Consider the following 17,531-nt stretch of genomic DNA (forward strand, 5'->3'; position numbering starts at 1 on the left):
CCTCCTTTTAGTGATCTCATTCATATTATAGCACATATGTTCGTCTTGAAATCGAAAACTGCTGATTCATCCCCACCCTATCGAGGGTGGAGTATTCTCAGCTTTTTTAGATAAAATGGAGCGTGCAAACAAAGAAACCGTATGAATGCAGAATGTTGCTCTGCTTCCATACGGTTCAGGATAGGAATGATTACGTTACTTCAATGCGAGCGGCTTCTTCCAGAGACCCAGCATCAGCCCGGAAATAACGGAGCCGATCAGCACAGCGAGCAGGAACAGCAGCGCGCTGCTGGACAAGAAGGCTACGAACACACCTCCATGCGGTGCAGGAACATTGATATTCCACAGCTGGGTCAGTCCGCCGGCTACGGCTGAACCCACGATACAGGAAGTGAGCACACGCAGCGGATCTGCTGCAGCAAACGGAATGGCGCCTTCGGTGATGAACGACAAGCCCAGCACGTAGTTGGTTAATCCGGATTTGCGTTCCGTCTCTGTAAATTTATTCTTGAAGAAGGTAGTGGCCAGCGCGATTGCCAGCGGAGGCACCATCCCCCCGGCCATAACAGCAGCCATCATCAGTCCGTTTGTGTTGCCGCTTGAGGTGAACACACCGATCGCAAAGGTGTATGCTGCTTTATTGAACGGACCGCCCATATCGATGGCCATCATACCGCCAAGCACCAATCCCAGCAGTACTTTGTTGCCTGTACCCAGATGGTTAAGCGCATCGATCATACCTTCATTGATCCAGCTGAACACCGGATTGAATAGATAGAACATGACTGCGCCGGTAATAAGCAAGCTGAATACCGGATACAACAGAATCGGTTTCAGGCCGTCAAGGGTACGCGGCAGACCAGAGAATGCTTTGCGGAGCATAATAACCACATAACCGGCCAGGAATCCGGCAGCCAGGCCGCCGAGGAAGCCCGCATTGGCATTCAGGGCCATGATCCCGCCGACCATACCAGGCATCAGTGCCGGGCGGTCGCCGATGCTAAGTGCGATAAATCCGGCCAGGATTGGAATCAGGAAGTGGAACGCCCCGTCTCCTCCGCCGATCGTCTGCAGCAGCTTCACCAGCGGATTATCAACACTGGCTACCTGTTCAATCAGGAAGGAGACCGCCAGCAGAATCCCGCCGCCGACTACGAACGGCAGCATGTGGGAGATGCCATTCATCAGGTCTTTATAAATCTTGCTTCCGATTGTACCGGACTTCGCCGATGCGGCACCATCCTCATTACGGCCGGAGCTGCGGTAGATTGGCGCATTGCCTTGGACCGCGATGCGGATTAATTCCTCTGACTTGCGGATTCCATCGCTCACCGGACGCTGAAGTACAGGCTTGCCGTTGAAGCGGTCCATCTCCACGTTCTTGTCAGCAGCGATAATAACTCCGCTCGCCCGGGCAATCTCATCCGCAGTCAGCACATTCTGCGCACCTTCTGAACCGTTCGTTTCTACACGGATGTTAACTCCCATCTCCTTGGCTTTCTTCTTCAGGGCATCCTCAGCCATGAAGGTATGGGCAATTCCCGTAGGACATGCTGTCACAGCCACAACAAAGCTCTGCGAATCCGGGTTCCCGGTGATCATCCGTGCAGGTTCAGCCTGCGGCGCCGCTGTCTTCCGGGCTTCTTGCTCCGCAGCTGCCTTAGCTTCCGCTTCCGCCTGAGCTTCGGCCTCAGCTTGCTTGGCATCGAACAAGCGTGTTACTTCAGCAGGAGTCTTGGCACTCATGAGCTGTTCGATGAATTCGCTTTCAATGAGCAGCCTTGACAACGCAGCCAGTGTGCGCAGGTGCATATTTCCAGCTCCGTCCGGCGCAGCGATCATGAAGAACAAATGAGCCGGTGCTTCATCCAGGGAAGCAAAATCGACTCCGGCGCTGCTCTTGGCGAACACAACCGTCGCTTCATTCACAGCTTTGGTCTTGGCATGAGGCATGGCAATGCCCCCGCCGATTCCGGTGCTGGACTGGGCTTCACGGTCCAGTATCTTTTCTTTGAACAGCTTCACATCATTAATGCGTCCGCTGGCCGCGAGGCTGGCAATCAATTCGTCGATCGCCGCTTCCTTCGTCGTAGCCTGCAGCTCCATAATCATTGTTTCCTGTATCATCAAATCTGTAATTTTCATTAATCTCAACTCCCCGGTTTACTTAAAATCTTTCCTTATGTTGTTTACAGCTGGGAAATTACAACGAGCGGCCGAAGCTGTTCTATCTTCTGTCTGTCCGCCAGATCGTCCGAGAATGCCGTTGCGCTTCCTGAGGCGACGCCGGCACGGAATGCCTCCAGCACATCTCCGGTCAGCGACAAGGTCCCCACAAACCCGGCGATCATGGAATCTCCTGCACCTACTGAATTCTTCACCTGCCCTGCAGGAGCAGCTGCATGGTAGACACCTTGCTCCGAAATAAACAATGCGCCTTCACCGGCCATCGATACCAGCACATGCCTGGCCCCCGCTTCCAGCAGCTTACGCCCGTAGGTGATAATCTCCGCCCTGGTGCTGATCTGAGCGCCGAACAGCTCTGCCAGCTCATGGTGATTCGGTTTGACAAGCAGCGGTCCCAAGGGCAACGCGTCTTTCAGCGCCTGTCCCGTTGTGTCAATTACAAACTCCGCCCCCTTCTGTTTGCATACTGCGATCAGCCTGCTATAGAAATCTCCGCCAAGTGACGGTGGAGTACTTCCCGACAGAATAACAACATCCCCCTGCTTCAGGGCATCCAGCTTGTGCAGCAGAGAAGCGGTCTCGGGCAGCGAAATCTCCGGTCCGGCTCCGTTAATTTCCGTCTCTTCCCCGGCTTTCAGCTTGATATTGATCCGGGTATCATCCGCTATATGAACGAAATCACTTGCAATCATCTCCTGGCGCAGCCACTGTTCAATATATCCGCCCGTGAATCCGCCAAGGAATCCGGTTGCCGTATTCTCGACCCCCAGCTGCTTCAGTACGCGGGATACATTGATTCCCTTCCCTCCGGGCAGCTTCATATCCCGTTTCATCCGGTTTAACCCGCCTAGTGTAAACTCTTCAACCTCCACGATATAATCGACGGAAGGATTAAGTGTCACTGTATAAATCATCATTCATCCCTCATTTATAATGTTTGTCTTCTTAACACACTCACACTAATGTATAATCGACGTCCATCTTCTCCAGCTCCCGGCGGAAGTTATCCGGCGTATCCGTATCAAGAATGCAGTGATCCATCTCCTGCAGATCCGCCACTTTACAAAAGGAGATTTGCCCGATCTTGCTATGGTCTGCGAGCAGAATGGTCTGCTTTGCGACAGCAATCATTTTGCGCTTGGTTGCAGCCTCCAGCATATTCGGAGTCGTGATGCCTTCACGTATATCCAGCCCGTTGGTTCCAAGGAAGGCTTTGTCTACCCGAACCATATCCAGTGAGCGTTCTGTCATCGGTCCGACAAAAGCCATCGTGTCCGGCCGCAGCATTCCGCCTGTAATCGAAACTTCGATATGGCGGCAATCCTTCAGCTCATTAAGCGCCATAATCGAGTTGGTGATGACCTTGAGATTACGGAATGATTTCAGCGCCCGGGCAATATGCAGCGTAGTCGTTCCGCCATCCAGAAGAATAGCATCGCCTTCCTCAATCATCTCCACGGCCTTGCGGGCAATCCGCAGCTTCTCATCAAGGAACCGGTCTTCCTTATCCGGAACAGCCGCTTCAAAGTTCACACTCTGCAGGGATACCGCCCCGCCATGTGTACGTTTCAGCAGCCGTGCTTCCTCAAGCTCCTTGAGATCGCGGCGGACCGTTGATTCTGAGACGGACAGCTCCTGGCTCAGCTCCTGAACCGATGCTCTTGTATGGTTCTCAATAAACTGCAGAATACTCAGCTTCCGTTCTTCTTCAAACATGCGCCTCACTCCTCGGACTTGCAGCACCTGCTGCCGGATTCCTTTTATACACAATCGTCTATTTGCGTTCGCGATTATTGGTAATTAAATTCGAATAAAAGCTCATTCGTGACTGATATTGATCATTTCTGCTCATTTATGATTGTAACAGCGTTTTCATAAACTGTAAAGTGCTTTTTTATCCGCTTATTTTTTACGGAAAAAGCTTATAATATGCCTTATACAGCGGCTTTTTCCGTTATCCGCTGATCGAATGGCTGCATGGATGCTCATCTCTGCTCATTTCATCCGGAAAGGGGCAAATAACGGCTGCAGCAAATAACCACCCGAACGCCTATTTCACAAACGCGGTCAGCGACATATTTTATATTACATATGGGGAAAAGCGGGTGAACAGGAGATGGCCTATAACAATAATAATTATGGATCCGGCTATACAGGCGGTAACAACAATAACACTAGCGGAGGTGCGGACAAATCCTCCCCAGCAGAAGCGGAAGAACTCAGTGCCGAAGACTATGCAATCATTGCCGCAGGTTTTGGGGCATTAGGTGAAATCTTTGCTTTTCTCTCCCTGGTCAAAGCCAAACAGGTCACCAAAGAAACCGGAGGACAGGCAGGCTTTGAAGTGGACCCCATTCTATTCGTACAATCACGAAAAAAAAAAGCAGCCAGACGAAAATCCCGCCGGCCGCGTTGATATATTCTTTTGCTTATGAAATCTTCAAAGGGAGAACCTGATGCTTGGCGAATATAGAGTCCACCTTCCCGCGTTGCTCCTCCTCATCAAGGAAGACAATGACTATAATATGCTCCAGCTCGGCATGCCTGGCATAAGCCTCCGCATCCTCCTGCGGAATGCCAATACCGATCAGACTTACAGTAAGACCATCCGTTTCAATATCGGCTCCAGCCAGTTTGCGTGCAGCCGGACCCGCAGCCACAGCAGTATCGGCCAGCATATCCAGTCCCACTCCTAACCCGCGGGCTGTACCGAACAAGCCCTCATTGCCTTCCCCGCTCTGCGTAGCACCAATTCCGGTATCATGGGTGATGATCTCCAGCGTATTTTTCTGCTTCGTGACTGCAGATATATTCTTCGATTTGATTCCATTCTCTTTCAATTCCCCAATCGCCAGTGCAGCATCGCTCCGATGTCCAAAAATCCCGAGTACCAATGTAGGCATCTAACATCCCTCCTGTTATTGCGATATTACCACTCTGCCTGCAGCTTGAACCTGACGGGAAGTCTCTGCGTTAGTGAATCATTCTCTCCTAATTCGGTTATAAAGATAGAATCAGGCAAATGATATACAGCAGTCTTTTAAAATAAGATAGAACGCTGCTGCTCCTGATGCGTATACATAAACATAAATCAAGAGATTGGGGGGGCTGCTGTGCTTCAAAGCAAATATTTCCGGACATGCCTGGCCATTATCGCCTTTTTGACGATACTGTATCTGGGTTCCAAAGTTATTTTCCTATTTACGCCGCTCGTATCCATCTTTAATCTGCTGCTTGTGCCAATGATGCTGTCGGGCTTCATGTATTATCTGCTCCGCCCGCTCGTCAACTTCCTGGAGACCAAAAAACTTGGACGTGCACTCTCGATTCTCCTAATCTATCTCGTCTTCATCGGTTTGTTCGTACTGTTCTGGGTGCTGGTCTGGCCGACCCTGCGTGAACAAATCCAGAATTTCATCGATAATACGCCGTATTTGGTAGAGGGGCTGCAGAATCAGTTCAACAAAATCCAGAATGATCCGTCCTTCTCACGTTTCTTCAAAGGCGATACCGATTTAACAACAAGGCTTACAGAGTACGTGAATAGTGCCATCACTTGGGTGACTAATTCCATGTCCAACCTGATCGGTGTCATCTCCAGCATTGTAGTAGTCATTGCTACACTGCCGATTATTCTCTATTACATGCTGAAGGATGGATATAAGCTGTCACCGATTCTTCAAGGCCTGATTCCAAGAAAGTACCGCAAGGAAGGCCAGGATATGCTGAAGGATATCGACAGTGCGCTAAGCGGCTTCATCGTTACGCGCGTCCTGCTGAATGTGGTGCTGGGCATCATGCTCTACATCGGATTTCTGTTTATCGGCCTGCCGTATTCACTACTGCTAGCCGTTATTTCCATTCCGCTTAACTTCATTCCTTATGTAGGCTCATTGCTGGCAGCGATTCCGGTTATTATCGTAGGATTCATTGAATCCCCTTCGATGGCACTCTGGTCTCTGATCATCATCGTCGTTGCCCAGCAGATTCAGGACAATGTGCTGTCACCGATTATCTATGGTAAATCACTGGATGTACATCCGCTGACAACCGTTGTGCTTGTCCTAATAGGCGGCGACTTCTTCGGCATCATCGGTGTGCTCATTGCGCTGCCTGTATATATGATTCTCAAAATCCTCTTCTTGCGGATTTATGAAATCATTATCGCTGAGCGTGAGGATGATCCGGGCGGTCCCGGGCCTATAGCACCGGCAGGGATTGAGGCTGAGATTGTTAAAGAAGAGCAGTTGTAGTTCTGTTGTAGTTCTGTTGTAGTTCTGTTGTAGTTCTGTTGTAGTTCTGTTGTAGTTCTGTTGTAGTTGAGTTAAACCTGCTTTGAGTGTTAAATTTCAAGACTGAATTCGCCCAAAGGGCGCGTCCGGCTGGAGCCGATGGGGCCTGTGCAAGCTAATACAAGCTCATGCAGGCCATGAAGCTTATAAGGCAACCACACATCGCTCCACTCAGACTACCGCTGGGGTAGCTCCGGTAGAATCAAGAGCACTAATGCCCTTCATTTGCTCATTTGGGGCGCCTCCTATGAAATCAAGAGCACTAATGCTCCTCATTTGTTCATTTGAGACGCATCCGGTGGAATCAAGAGCACTAATGCTCTTCATTTGGTCAATTGGTCCGCATCCGATGAAATCAAGAGCACTAATGCTCCTCATTTGCTCATTTGGAACGCATCCGATGAAATCAAGAGCACTAATGCTCCTATTTTCTCATTTGGTCCGCATCCGGCGGGATCAGAGGGATTTATCCCTTTAATTTTCCCATTCCGCTCACTTTCGGCGGGATCAGAGGGATTTATCCCTTTAATTTTCCCGTTCCGCTCACTTCGGCGGGATCAGAGGGATTAATTTAGGCGGATCTGCCTAATTCCAAAGAATCTTATCCATAACTGCTACGCAGATCTTATCCACAACAGTCAAACATCATATGATCCAAATAACAAAAACAAAAAAACGGGCAAATCTCTAAATAAGAGGTTTGCCCGTTTTGCTGAACCTTCCGAAGCCTTCCGTTCCGCTATCTCAGCCCCGCAGAGAGCGCACTACAAAAATGTGATTGCCCTTCAGCAGGTTCTGCCCGTCGCGGAGCGTAACTGAACCCTTGGTGTGCGCTACGATGGTCGTATTGAGGGCAACCAGCTGATCGCCTTTCCAGATGGTGACCGCCGACTTGAAATATACCGCGTTGTCAAACTGCTGGCGTTCCCTCATCACGTACCCTACGGAATGGAGGACCGGGGGCAATGCCCTCTCCTTGGGAGCCAATGCCTTGATGAACACAATGTCACGAAAAGGGACGGCAATCTCCTGATGTCCGATTACGGCTACTGAAGCTGCAGGGTCCCATCTGCGCAGCACGCCTTTCATGATCGTATATGGCTCTTCTCCGCAGTACATAATGACCGGTCTGCCTACCCAATGCTTCATGGCTCCACCCCCTTCGCTGTGTCCGTGCTACTTATACATTCGGTATGGACCAATCGATTCCTGTAAGCCCGTGCGACTCCAGATAGGAGTTAGCCTGAGAGAATGGATGGCTGCCGAGAAATCCGCGGTGGGCCGAGAACGGACTTGGATGCGGAGACTGAATAACCTTATGTCTGCTGCGGTCAATCGAAGCCCCTTTGAGCTGGGCATGACTGCCCCACAGGATGAACACCATCGGTTCTGTCCGTTCATTCAGCTTCTCCATAATGGCATCTGTAAACGTCTCCCAGCCTAGGCCTTTATGCGAGTTCGGCTGGCCTTCACGTACGGTCAGCACTGCGTTAAGCATCAGCACCCCTTCTTCTGCCCAGTGGAGCAGAGAACCATGGTTCGGCACAGGTACGCCCAGATCATTATGCAGCTCGGTATAAATATTGCGCAGTGACGGAGGAATCCGCACTCCCGGCTCGACCGAGAAACTCAGGCCATGAGCCTGTCCCGCCCCATGATAGGGGTCCTGACCCAGAATGACCACCCGGGTCTTGCTGTAAGGCGTCAGCTTCAGCGCTGAGAACAGCTTGTCTTTTGGCGGATAGACTGTATATTGCTTATATTCACGTGCCAGCGCATAACGCAGCTCTTCAAAATAGGGCTTATGCGTTTCTTCCTGCAGAACCTCATCCCAATCATTGCCGAACATCCCGTTCTCCTCCTGCTTGCTTCCCTGTAGTATTCATTCATTACCTGTTATTAACCAGATCCCGCAGAATTTATTTGCGCCCGTAATCTGCTTTGATCTCGCCCCATACCTTAGTCTGCCATTTCAGCACCTTATTCTCATATGTATGGCTGCGCAGCCAGCTCTCCGCCCGGTCAATCAGCGTCCAGATTTCCTCTGTGGAAGCATCCCGGGGCAGGGTAGTAGCAACCTTCTTCTGCTTCACCCACTTCATAGCATTCACGGAGTCGGTATAGACCGTACGGCTGCTGCCTTCCTTCTTAAGCAGAGCCAGCGCATGGACTATCGCCAGAAATTCCCCGAGGTTATTCGTCCCCTTACTGATTGGACCGCAGGAAAAAATAATGTCCCCGGTCTGCGTGTCTACGCCTTTGTATTCTACCGGTCCGGGATTGCCGCGGGTGCCGACATCTACAGAGATGCTGTCATAATCAATCTCCTCCGACGTTTCTACCGAGGCACTGCGGCTCCAGCTGTTTGCCGTTTTACTCTTGGCAACCGTGCCGTTTGATGCCGCACCTGTTCCCCAGTTGCCTTTCCAGCCCGCCTTATAAGCCGTATCCGCTGCCGCTCTGCTCTCATAAGACTTATATTTCGCTCCGGTATAATGATCGGTCTGCGCCTGGCATTCTGCCCAAGTGCTGTACACTCCCGGCTGCTTGCCTTCCCACACTACATAGTATTTCTGCTTAGCCATGAATACAGCTCCTTCCTGCACGCCTCATGAATCATCAAAATCATATTGTAATCCAAACCGCGGCGATATTGAAGTGCAAATAAGCCCAGCGCCTGCTGTGAGCCGAAATATAAATTGGATAATTCCCAGCAGGCGCGTTCATACTATTAAGGCCGCATTATTCCAGTACAGCAAGCGTAGTGTTGACGATAGTCTGGAGCTTGTCAATATCCCGGGTGGCTTTGACCATGACCCGCACCCCGACGAGGGCATTGTGCAGATAAGCAGCAAGCGCAGAGGCCTCATGCCGGCCGGAGATCTCTCCGCTAGCCTGTCCGTGCCGGATCAGCCGTTCGATGAGATGTTCGGTATTCAGAAAAGCATCATTCGCTTTGGTTGCTGCTTCCGGATCATGATTGGACAGCTCCACTGCGGTATTCACCAGCAGGCAGCCCTTGGGCTCGTCTTCACTCCTGTGGATCGTTGCTTCGAACAGCAGGGTGATTGCAGCTTTGGCAGAGGAAATGCCTTCGATACGGCCCTCCATCCGGGAGGCGTTGATGGCTGCGAACCGCTCCAGTGCTTTTATATATAAAGTATGCTTGTCTCCAAATGTGTCATACATGCTTCTCTTGTGAATCCCCATGCCGGTTACAAGATCCTGCATCGAGGTTTTCTCATAGCCCTGCTGCCAGAAGATATTCATCGCCTTTAATAGTACGTCATCAATGTCGAATTCTTTGCTTCTCGCCATCATCATGCTCCTTTCTGGGTCAATTTTACCATTTATAGAACGATCGGTAAATATTATTATGCTATTGTGAATTAAATCACATTAATTCCGCACTAATCATTCTATATTAATTTTAAAGGAAAAACAAATCTGCAGCAACACACACCCCAAGGAGGTTATTTACATGAGAAAGCTCGCAGCAATAGCAGCCGTATTCACTCTGACCCTGCTCGTCGGATGCGGCAACTCGGCAAACAACAATGCGGCAAATACAAACACGTCCGCAAATAACGGCAATACGGCCACGGCCACCGAAGCACCGGATGCTGTAACATCGGTCTCCGTCGTTGATAATAATGAAGCCTTCAAGAAGGCGATCAGCAAAGACGGCCACTGGATCGCCGCAGTCCTGAACGACCTGACCTTCACGGAAGAGCTTGTGGTAGACGGACAGTTCATCAATAAGGAAGAGCCGGCCCGCAAAATCGCGCTCTATACCCAGGATGCAGATCACAACATCACCAATTCCTTCACACTTACCGCTCCAAAAATGACAATCCGCAGTGAAAATGCCCGTATTCAGGGCGGCACCTTTGTCGGGGATGTCTACGTAGAAGCTGACGGCTTCGCCGTTGTGAATGCTACCATTGAAGGCAATGTCTACTTCTCGGATGCCAAATACCAGGCTACCTACACGGCCGCTGACCAAGGTAAGGTAACCGGTGTGACTGAAGTCAAGAAATAAGTTATTCTGTACAGGAGGTGTTCCCTTCAGGGCAATCTTGCCGGGGACACCTTTTTGCGGTTTTTACCAGGAAAAGAGGTGCAGAACCCATGTTATCCGTCCGTAAGTCCGTCATACTCTCCCTATTGCTGCTGCTCACATCATCCTGCAGCGGGCAAGAAGAGAAACAACCACCGCAATACCGTATACAGTCCGGCCATGATCTTAGTATTCTTACGACTACCGACACACACTATTTATCGCAAAGCCTGAGGGATCTCGGGCCTGCCTTCAATCAGTTTCTGGCTGCCGGGGATGGTAAACAGCTGGGATACAGCAACGAAATGATGGAAGCCCTCGGATACGACATTGGCATCCGCAAGCCCGATGCCGTCATCATTAGCGGAGATCTCAGCAACAACGGTGAAGAAGCCAGCCATAAGGACCTGGCCAAACATCTGAAGACCATTGAACAGGAGACCGGGACCCGGGTATATGTGATCCCCGGCAATCACGATATCCAGAATCCCTGGGCCCGTAAATTTAAGGGTAAGCGCCAATATTCTGCAGATTCCGTTACCGCCAAACAGTTCCGCAAGATCTATGGCAGCTTCGGTTATGATGAAGCGCTGCTGGAGGATAAGGACTCGCTGAGCTATCTGGCTGCCCCGTCAGATGATCTTTGGCTGCTCATGCTCGATACTGCACAATACAAAAATAATCAGGATCTGGGAAATCCACAATTGGAGGGCAAGGTGAGCGCTTCGACACTGAAATGGATTGATGCGTGTGGTGAAATGGCTGCGGCACAAGGTGCGCAGATCGTAGCGGTCATGCACCATAGCCTGCTGGATCACAGTGACTTCATCCAGGAGGGCTTCACTGTCGATGATAACGGGCAGGTTATTGACGCCCTGCTGCGCAATAATATCCATACCACACTCAGCGGCCACATTCATATTCAGGATATAAGTGAATATCAGAAGGACGGCAACAGCATCTATGACATCGCAGACAGTGCATTATCGGTATTCCCGCATCAATACGGCATCTTAAACTATTCAGCCGCCAATCAGACCCTGGATTACAATACAGCTAAATTAGGGATGGAGCTGTGGGCCGCAGCATCGGGCAGCACAGATCAGAATCTGCTGCAGTTCAACACTTACAGTGAAGCGAATTTCCGCAAGCGCTCCGCGACCCGCAGTTATTCCCGTTTGACCGCGGACACAGCGTATGCTAATTACACGGATGCCGAGCTGAATGCGATGGCGGATGTGGTCGGCCGGCTGAATGAGATTTATTTTGCAGGGACCGCCAGTACTGACAATGCAGCTGTAATCGCCACGGAAGGCTACCGCCTCTGGCAGAAGGCCCCCGCCAGCGGGACTAGAAGCTATGTCCTGGGAATGGCTGCGCGGGAAACGAAGAACAATCATGAGCTGCATGTACAGCTTCCGGCCCGTTGATGTGTTTGAGCATGAAGGATTGCGTTTAATTTAGGGCTGTACAGCAATATCAAGACTGCTGAAGCGCTAAGGAGGATGACAAGCCAATGTTCAAACGCATGGATGAAATTATGATTGAAATCCCGGACGTCGAGAAACCAGATCCGAATGCTGCTGCGGCTGTACAGGAACTGCTTGGCGGTAAATTTGGTGAGATGTCAACACTCAACAACTATCTGTATCAGTCCTTTAACTTCCGTTCCAAGGAGAAGCTGAAGCCCTTTTACGATCTGGTTATGAGCATTACTGCAGAGGAGTTAGGCCATGTCGAACTCGTCTCTCATGCTGTAAACAAATGTCTAAGAGGCTCCACGGATTATAAGAAGCCGGACTCTACTCCACTGGATGCTGTAAAAGATGCCCGGCTGTCCTATCACTTCCTGGCCGGAGCCCAAGGTGCCATGCCGTTCGATTCGATGGGTAACCCCTGGACCGGGGCCAATGTGTTCAACAGCGGCAACCTGGTGGAAGATCTGCTGCATAACTTCTTCCTGGAATGCGGGGCCAGAACACATAAAATGAAGGTCTACGAAATGACCGACCATCCGGCTGCGCGTGCTGTTGTCGGTTTCCTCCTTGTCCGTGGAGGCGTTCATGTGGTCGCTTATGCCAAGGCACTGGAGATTGCCACAGGCGTCAATGTAACCAAGCTTGTGCCGATCCCTTCCCTGGACAATAAATCGTTCAATGAAGCCAGAAAGTATGAAGAAAAAGGCGTGCATACGAAGCTGTACACCTGGAGCGATAAGGATTTCAGCTCCATTGACCAGATCTGGAAGGGCACCCATCCAGAGGACGGGCTTCCGCTTGAGGTTATTCAGGGCGTGCCTGAAGGTGTTCCGATTCCTGAGGCCCCTGAGTCCAAGGAGGAATTCGCACCGGGGATCTCGGCCGAGGAATTCAAGGAGATTGCCAAACGGCTTAAGATGGCCGGTAATATCAAGGATTAGCGGCTAGGGTCTGCGCATAAATAATGCGGCGGACACAGCTGGCTGAAATAAAGAAGCGGATGTTCCGGAAGCCCTGAGTGAAAGGCTGCGGAACATCCGCTTTGTTGTGCGGGAAGGTGCAGGCGGTGTTGCGGATAATCCGCATAAACCTCAAGATTCGCTGAATCTCTGACATTTAGAGAATCAGGATTCGTAACAAAAGGAAGCTGCCGATTGCAGAACACCAGTAATGTATTCCGAAACCCTGACATGCACCGGATGAACCAGATAGGCTTCCAGATCCGCCATGCTCTCATATTGCACAATCAGCATCAGATCGTAAGCGCCGCTGCGGACATCCACCTCCACCTTCAGTTCATGGATATGCGCGATTTGACCACGCATGCCCAGAAGCACTTCACGGGCTTCAGCAATGCGCTCCGGGCTGCCATCCTTCAGCTTGATTAACAGATTGTTCGTAATCATTGAACCGTTCCCCTTTCATTCTGAGGTTCGAGAAGCAGTGTTGTGCTTGCCGCTTCGCGGCCATTTACCAGCAGCGTCACGGTATGTTGTCCGGGATAATGCCTTCGTGTGGTCAGGTCGGCCCAGCGGTGCGTCCGTACACCAGCCAGTCTGGAACCGCCGGGGACGGTTTTGTCTGACAACAGAAAGAGCTTGCGGGAGGTCTTTCCTCCTGCCTTCACGAAGTCTATCCCGTATTCAATGCGGATACGCACCGGTTCACCTTCCCGGATCGTGAGGGCATACTGCAGTTCGCAGTGGTCACCGATCCGCACCTCAGCCGGTTCTGCCGCGAGGACAGCCGCGGTGACCAGCGGCGCACCGCTCTCTTCAGGAGCATAACCGAACAGCTCCATAATCTCAGGGTCCGCCTTACGGATCAGCGACCGGCAGCCATGCCGCACAATCCAGTCCGTATTCACATTGTTGCCTTTCCAGCGGCGGGCTGTCTCAATGACGACGGCCGGATGATCCTTCGCGATATCGTTCAGATTGTTGGCGACACTCTTGCGTACATAGAGCGACGGGTCCGCCTTCAGCTTCTCCAGCAGCGGCAGCACCGGGGACGGATCGCGCTTGAACACCGGCAGCGCCTGGCCCCATGGGAGACGGGGCCGGCTGCCTTCGCTGGCCAGACGCCGCACATGCTCATCCGGATGCTCTGCCCAGGCCAGCATCTGAATCATCATCCTCTGCGGGTCCCGCAGCATGAACGGCCTGACGGCGAACTCTGCCGAGGATTTCGGCGTGAACCGTTCCAGCGCCGCCATGGACAACTCCCAGTGCTCCTCCCTGCCGCCAAACACCTCGACGAAATCAGGGAAGATCAGATAGGGAAATCCGACACAGTCTTTATCGATGGCGTACAAAATATCTAATGCTTCTTCATAACATGATGGCAGGAATGCCCCCAGTGTCTCCGTGATCCGCCGCATCCGCGCCTTAAGCTCCAGTTCCTCCCAAGGCTCTTTCATCGCCGCAGCGGTGAAGTCCTCCGCATCAAACGAACCGTATACGGCATGGATCTTAGTGCCGAGGCTGCGCAGGAATTCCTTGTTGTACATTGCTTTTAATGGTTCCGCCATCCTATGATTCCTCCTGCTGATTGTGTTCAGATCACTTGTCAGAACAGCGTAACATAACAAACTGGACAGCCTTATGTCACGTTAAGTTCGGTAATGTATTGTATTGTGTGAGGCTGATTGGTCTTCAAGTATCAAAAGAATGCCGCCGGATAGATCAGCTCGCCCTTCACCTTCTCCAGCGCCCCTTCCTGCAGCCCGTATACTTGAAACACCTCATCCGGTACAGTGAATTGCGTCAGCGCAAGGCCATAGGCGCGTGCGGGCGTGAAGCCGAATTGGGGATAATAGCCTGGGTGCCCGATCAGCAGAATTATTTCATAACCCAGCCGCCTGCTGCGTTCTGTGCCTTCGCGGATCAGTGCTGCGCCAATTCCCTGACGCTGCATCTGCGGATCGACTGCGATGGGGGCAAGTACGATTACTTCTTGTGAATGATTCCCGTCCAATACCTTGGCACGGCTTAATAAAATATGCCCAACTACAGCACCATCCTGCTCGGCAACAATGGACAGCTCCGGCACGAACTCCTCCGAAGCTCTGATCCGCTCAATCAGCCTGGATTCATCTTCACGGTTCCCGAACGCCTTGACATTCAGTTCAAATACTTGAATATAATCCTGCGCTGTCTCGGTTCTTATCTGCATCTGAGTTTCCCCTTCCATAATAACGGTTATGCCGGTCAGTTAATCAGGCGCTCCACTTCTTCAATGCCTTTCTTCGCCCGGCTGTTCAGCGCCCGTTTGTCCTTGAGTCCGAGCTGCTGCAGCTCATGGCCGGGGTCTGTCACCAGCGGCTGTGTTACCACACTTTCAAGCAGCTGCACGGCGACCCGGCAGGCGCTGAACAGCAGCTCGCGGTTAATCACCATTTTATGGGCGCGGATGATTTCTACCAGAGCTTCGGCATACATCAGTCTGACTATACTGTCTGCGCTCATCAGGTTGCGGGAGGCGAAAGAAGTTGTCTTGTCCACAATGACCGGGTCCTGATAGTTCTTGGACAAGGCTTCAAGCCCGGCAACAGCCTCCCAGTCCCTGATCGACAGGCGCCCGCACCCTTCCGCGATCATCTCCTGAAACCATTGAAGCTCCATTTCCCGGACAATGCCATATTGTTTGTACTGCTTAAGGGCACCTTCACGGTGCATTTGGGCCGGGCTGCCCAGATACCGGATGAATATCTCCCGTGCTTGCCGCGTTTCTGCTTCCATACTGCCCTCCACCTTATTTCCTATATTTATTGTTCACCATAACCAGTACCGCCAGCGTAGTATAAACCGTCTTTCTCCCAACACTCACGAGGGAACAGCCACCTTCATCCTTCGTCCGGCCTTCAAGCACAATCCAGGGGAAAATTTTCAACTATTTCAGAAAGGAAATCCTATTTTCAAAATCCGCTGTCTGTCGTAGAATAGTGTTTAAGATTCTGCACCGTTATATTTATACTACACATGGAAGGGGCTGGGATTATGCCGCAGACACTTGTCCAAAATGCTGATTTCTGGGTAGCCGCTTTATCGCAGACCTTCGTGTCCGCCTTGCAGCTTGACCCCGATGGAATGTACTCCCAGGTTGGAGTCGGAATTGTAGAGAAGTTCTCCGAGGAATATGTGCGGCTCAAAAGATTCGACGGCACTGTCTCGCATTATGCCCGTGATATTACCAAATTCCAGCACAATCAAGCCTCACGCCGCTAATAGGCCTATGCTGTACTTTCCCCTTCTGGCCGGAGTTCTCCTGCCTGGGGGAAGTGAATTTCAAAATAGGCGTATACATGACCTGCTCATGTATACGCCTTTTGCCTGATAGCAAGCCGCAGAATCGCCTTCCGGGTAGTCAACTTATTTCATGCTGCTTCCGCGCTTAGAAGACTCCACGCCTCCCATTGTCCAGAAATCCGTCCCGGTAAAAAACCGCTCTTTGCCTGCCGCCGCTTCCTTCTCTTCCGGAATAAATGCCCAGGCTGCACGCCTGGAACGCACCGGATCATCACCGGCTATGCCGTATTCCCGGTAAATGGCCGTCTGCATATTCCGGGGATTCCCCCAGGGGTCCCAACCGGAGGGATGAATATGCCCGCCCAGCCGGCAATTCACAATATCCGTTCTGGCGTATCCGCGCCACGGGCGTCCCAGATAGACACCGCTAACCCCCGGGTCCGACGTAAAATAACACTCGTTGAACAGATAGCCATACTCCTGATGCTGCGGCGTGGATGCCGCTGTGATGTAACCCGGCCCGTCGTTATAATGACGCAGACTGCGGATCTCACAATGCTCGAAATAAGCTGCTGCTCCGCCAAAAATAAAATCAATCGTTCCTTCGATATAACAATTCGTGTACAGCTGGCGGCAAACGGCGTGCTGCTCCTTAAGCGGAATGCCTCCAAAGGCCTTGCCTTCTTTGGTATACGGCGGCAACGGTCCGGTGAACAGCGTATCCTGATGGCCCCTGAAGCTGCAGCTCCGGAATAGGGTCTCATCACAATGGGCCGATACCGCTACAGCCTGCCCGATGTCATTTCCTTGCCCTGCTGTGTTCGCAATAATGAGGTTCTCAAGCATCAGCCTCCGGCCGCCGAGGAACAGTGTCGGTGTAGCAAAGGTACCCAGCTCTTCTCCTGACTCGTCCGGCTCCTTGGCATGTCTGTTCATGGTGATTACCACTTCCCCGATGCCCACTATATTAAGATTGGACCGGTATATTCTTACCTCCTCTTCATATACACCTGACATAATATACAGGGTCACCGGCTTCTCCAGCAGATCCCGTTCAAGTTCATCTACCGCTGCCTGGATACTCTGGTAATCGCAAAATTCCCGCTTGCCCACCAGCATTGCTATCGTCCCCCTTAAGAAATAAGTTCTGTTCAAACCGGCAGTCCTTGACACGTAAATTATACCGCCGGCCGTAGCAATGTTCCAGATAAAATTTTAACGTGTGCATTTCAATAAAGTCTTGACTTGACGCGGCTGTAGCACTAAA

General features: G+C 51.4%; 19 protein-coding genes. 6 read left to right on the forward strand and 13 right to left on the reverse strand.

Translation table 11 applies throughout. The features are described from left to right. Positions 1 to 195: 195 nt before the first annotated feature. Genes P40081_RS24000 through P40081_RS24010 form a run of 3 tightly spaced genes read right to left on the reverse strand, consistent with a single transcriptional unit; the run spans position 196 to position 3,903 of the window. Positions 196 to 2,145, reverse strand: coding sequence for a PTS fructose transporter subunit IIABC (locus P40081_RS24000; protein ID WP_042138792.1), 1,950 nt, complete (start codon positions 2,143 to 2,145; stop codon positions 196 to 198). A gap of 44 nt (positions 2,146 to 2,189) precedes the next feature. Next, on the reverse strand, positions 2,190 to 3,101 hold the full coding sequence (gene pfkB, locus P40081_RS24005) for a 1-phosphofructokinase (protein ID WP_042138793.1): 912 nt from the start codon (positions 3,099 to 3,101) through the stop codon (positions 2,190 to 2,192). 40 nt (positions 3,102 to 3,141) lie between these two features. Then, positions 3,142 to 3,903: a DeoR/GlpR family DNA-binding transcription regulator gene (locus P40081_RS24010; RefSeq protein WP_171716821.1), complete on the reverse strand. Its 762-nt coding sequence runs from the start codon at positions 3,901 to 3,903 to the stop codon at positions 3,142 to 3,144. A gap of 400 nt (positions 3,904 to 4,303) precedes the next feature. Between P40081_RS24010 and P40081_RS24015 the strand changes: the two genes are divergently transcribed. Then, positions 4,304 to 4,603 (forward strand): hypothetical protein, encoded by a 300-nt coding sequence (locus tag P40081_RS24015; RefSeq protein WP_042138795.1) that lies wholly within the window; start codon positions 4,304 to 4,306, stop codon positions 4,601 to 4,603. Positions 4,604 to 4,616: 13 nt separating this feature from the next. On the opposite strand, the gene P40081_RS24020 is transcribed toward P40081_RS24015, so the two are convergent. Further along, positions 4,617 to 5,090: a general stress protein gene (locus P40081_RS24020; protein WP_042138796.1), complete on the reverse strand. Its 474-nt coding sequence runs from the start codon at positions 5,088 to 5,090 to the stop codon at positions 4,617 to 4,619. Positions 5,091 to 5,300: 210 nt separating this feature from the next. Here P40081_RS24020 and P40081_RS24025 point away from each other — a divergent pair, with 210 nt between their 5' ends. Next, a complete protein-coding gene (locus tag P40081_RS24025; protein WP_063779804.1) occupies positions 5,301 to 6,440 on the forward strand; it encodes an AI-2E family transporter in 1,140 nt (379 codons plus the stop codon). 783 nt (positions 6,441 to 7,223) lie between these two features. Here P40081_RS24025 and P40081_RS24030 read toward each other — a convergent pair. The 4 genes from P40081_RS24030 to P40081_RS24045 all read right to left on the reverse strand — a co-directional run bounded on the left by P40081_RS24030 (position 7,224) and on the right by P40081_RS24045 (position 9,803). Then, on the reverse strand, positions 7,224 to 7,628 hold the full coding sequence (locus P40081_RS24030; protein ID WP_039295375.1) for a hypothetical protein: 405 nt from the start codon (positions 7,626 to 7,628) through the stop codon (positions 7,224 to 7,226). A 31-nt stretch (positions 7,629 to 7,659) separates the two neighbouring features. Beyond that, positions 7,660 to 8,328, reverse strand: coding sequence for a uracil-DNA glycosylase (gene ung, locus P40081_RS24035; RefSeq protein WP_039295373.1), 669 nt, complete (start codon positions 8,326 to 8,328; stop codon positions 7,660 to 7,662). Positions 8,329 to 8,398: 70 nt separating this feature from the next. Next, entirely contained in the window at positions 8,399 to 9,064 is a 666-nt protein-coding gene (rnhA, locus tag P40081_RS24040) for a ribonuclease H (RefSeq protein ID WP_042138797.1), read from the reverse strand. Between the two features lie 157 nt (positions 9,065 to 9,221). Beyond that, positions 9,222 to 9,803, reverse strand: a complete 582-nt coding sequence (locus P40081_RS24045) for a TetR/AcrR family transcriptional regulator (protein WP_331281678.1) — start codon at positions 9,801 to 9,803, stop codon at positions 9,222 to 9,224. Positions 9,804 to 9,960: 157 nt separating this feature from the next. Between P40081_RS24045 and P40081_RS24050 the strand changes: the two genes are divergently transcribed. The 3 genes from P40081_RS24050 (at position 9,961) to P40081_RS24060 (ending at position 12,958) form a co-directional block, all read left to right on the forward strand. Beyond that, entirely contained in the window at positions 9,961 to 10,521 is a 561-nt protein-coding gene (locus P40081_RS24050; RefSeq protein ID WP_042138799.1) for a hypothetical protein, read from the forward strand. Between the two features lie 89 nt (positions 10,522 to 10,610). After that, entirely contained in the window at positions 10,611 to 11,969 is a 1,359-nt protein-coding gene (locus tag P40081_RS24055; protein WP_042138800.1) for a metallophosphoesterase, read from the forward strand. Positions 11,970 to 12,055: 86 nt separating this feature from the next. Continuing rightward, positions 12,056 to 12,958, forward strand: coding sequence for a manganese catalase family protein (locus tag P40081_RS24060; protein WP_039295366.1), 903 nt, complete (start codon positions 12,056 to 12,058; stop codon positions 12,956 to 12,958). A 183-nt stretch (positions 12,959 to 13,141) separates the two neighbouring features. On the opposite strand, the gene P40081_RS24065 is transcribed toward P40081_RS24060, so the two are convergent. From P40081_RS24065 to P40081_RS24080, 4 genes are all read right to left on the reverse strand, one after another. Next, positions 13,142 to 13,423 (reverse strand): Dabb family protein, encoded by a 282-nt coding sequence (locus P40081_RS24065; protein WP_042138801.1) that lies wholly within the window; start codon positions 13,421 to 13,423, stop codon positions 13,142 to 13,144. Continuing rightward, positions 13,420 to 14,547 carry a DNA alkylation repair protein gene (locus P40081_RS24070; protein WP_042138802.1) on the reverse strand — a complete coding sequence of 376 codons (1,128 nt, stop codon included), beginning with the start codon at positions 14,545 to 14,547 and terminating at the stop codon, positions 13,420 to 13,422. Before P40081_RS24070 ends, P40081_RS24065 begins: the two co-directional genes overlap by 4 nt. A gap of 131 nt (positions 14,548 to 14,678) precedes the next feature. Beyond that, entirely contained in the window at positions 14,679 to 15,191 is a 513-nt protein-coding gene (locus P40081_RS24075; RefSeq protein ID WP_042138803.1) for a GNAT family N-acetyltransferase, read from the reverse strand. A 35-nt stretch (positions 15,192 to 15,226) separates the two neighbouring features. Further along, positions 15,227 to 15,757 carry a hypothetical protein gene (locus P40081_RS24080; RefSeq protein WP_042138804.1) on the reverse strand — a complete coding sequence of 177 codons (531 nt, stop codon included), beginning with the start codon at positions 15,755 to 15,757 and terminating at the stop codon, positions 15,227 to 15,229. Positions 15,758 to 16,015: 258 nt separating this feature from the next. Here P40081_RS24080 and P40081_RS24085 point away from each other — a divergent pair, with 258 nt between their 5' ends. Next, positions 16,016 to 16,243: a hypothetical protein gene (locus P40081_RS24085; protein WP_052421961.1), complete on the forward strand. Its 228-nt coding sequence runs from the start codon at positions 16,016 to 16,018 to the stop codon at positions 16,241 to 16,243. A 144-nt stretch (positions 16,244 to 16,387) separates the two neighbouring features. On the opposite strand, the gene P40081_RS24090 is transcribed toward P40081_RS24085, so the two are convergent. Next, positions 16,388 to 17,383, reverse strand: a complete 996-nt coding sequence (locus P40081_RS24090) for a pectinesterase family protein (RefSeq protein WP_042138805.1) — start codon at positions 17,381 to 17,383, stop codon at positions 16,388 to 16,390. Positions 17,384 to 17,531: the final 148 nt, after the last annotated feature.

The sequence above is a fragment of the Paenibacillus sp. FSL P4-0081 genome (assembly GCF_000758565.1).
GTDB lineage: Bacteria > Bacillota > Bacilli > Paenibacillales > Paenibacillaceae > Paenibacillus_AQ > Paenibacillus_AQ phytohabitans.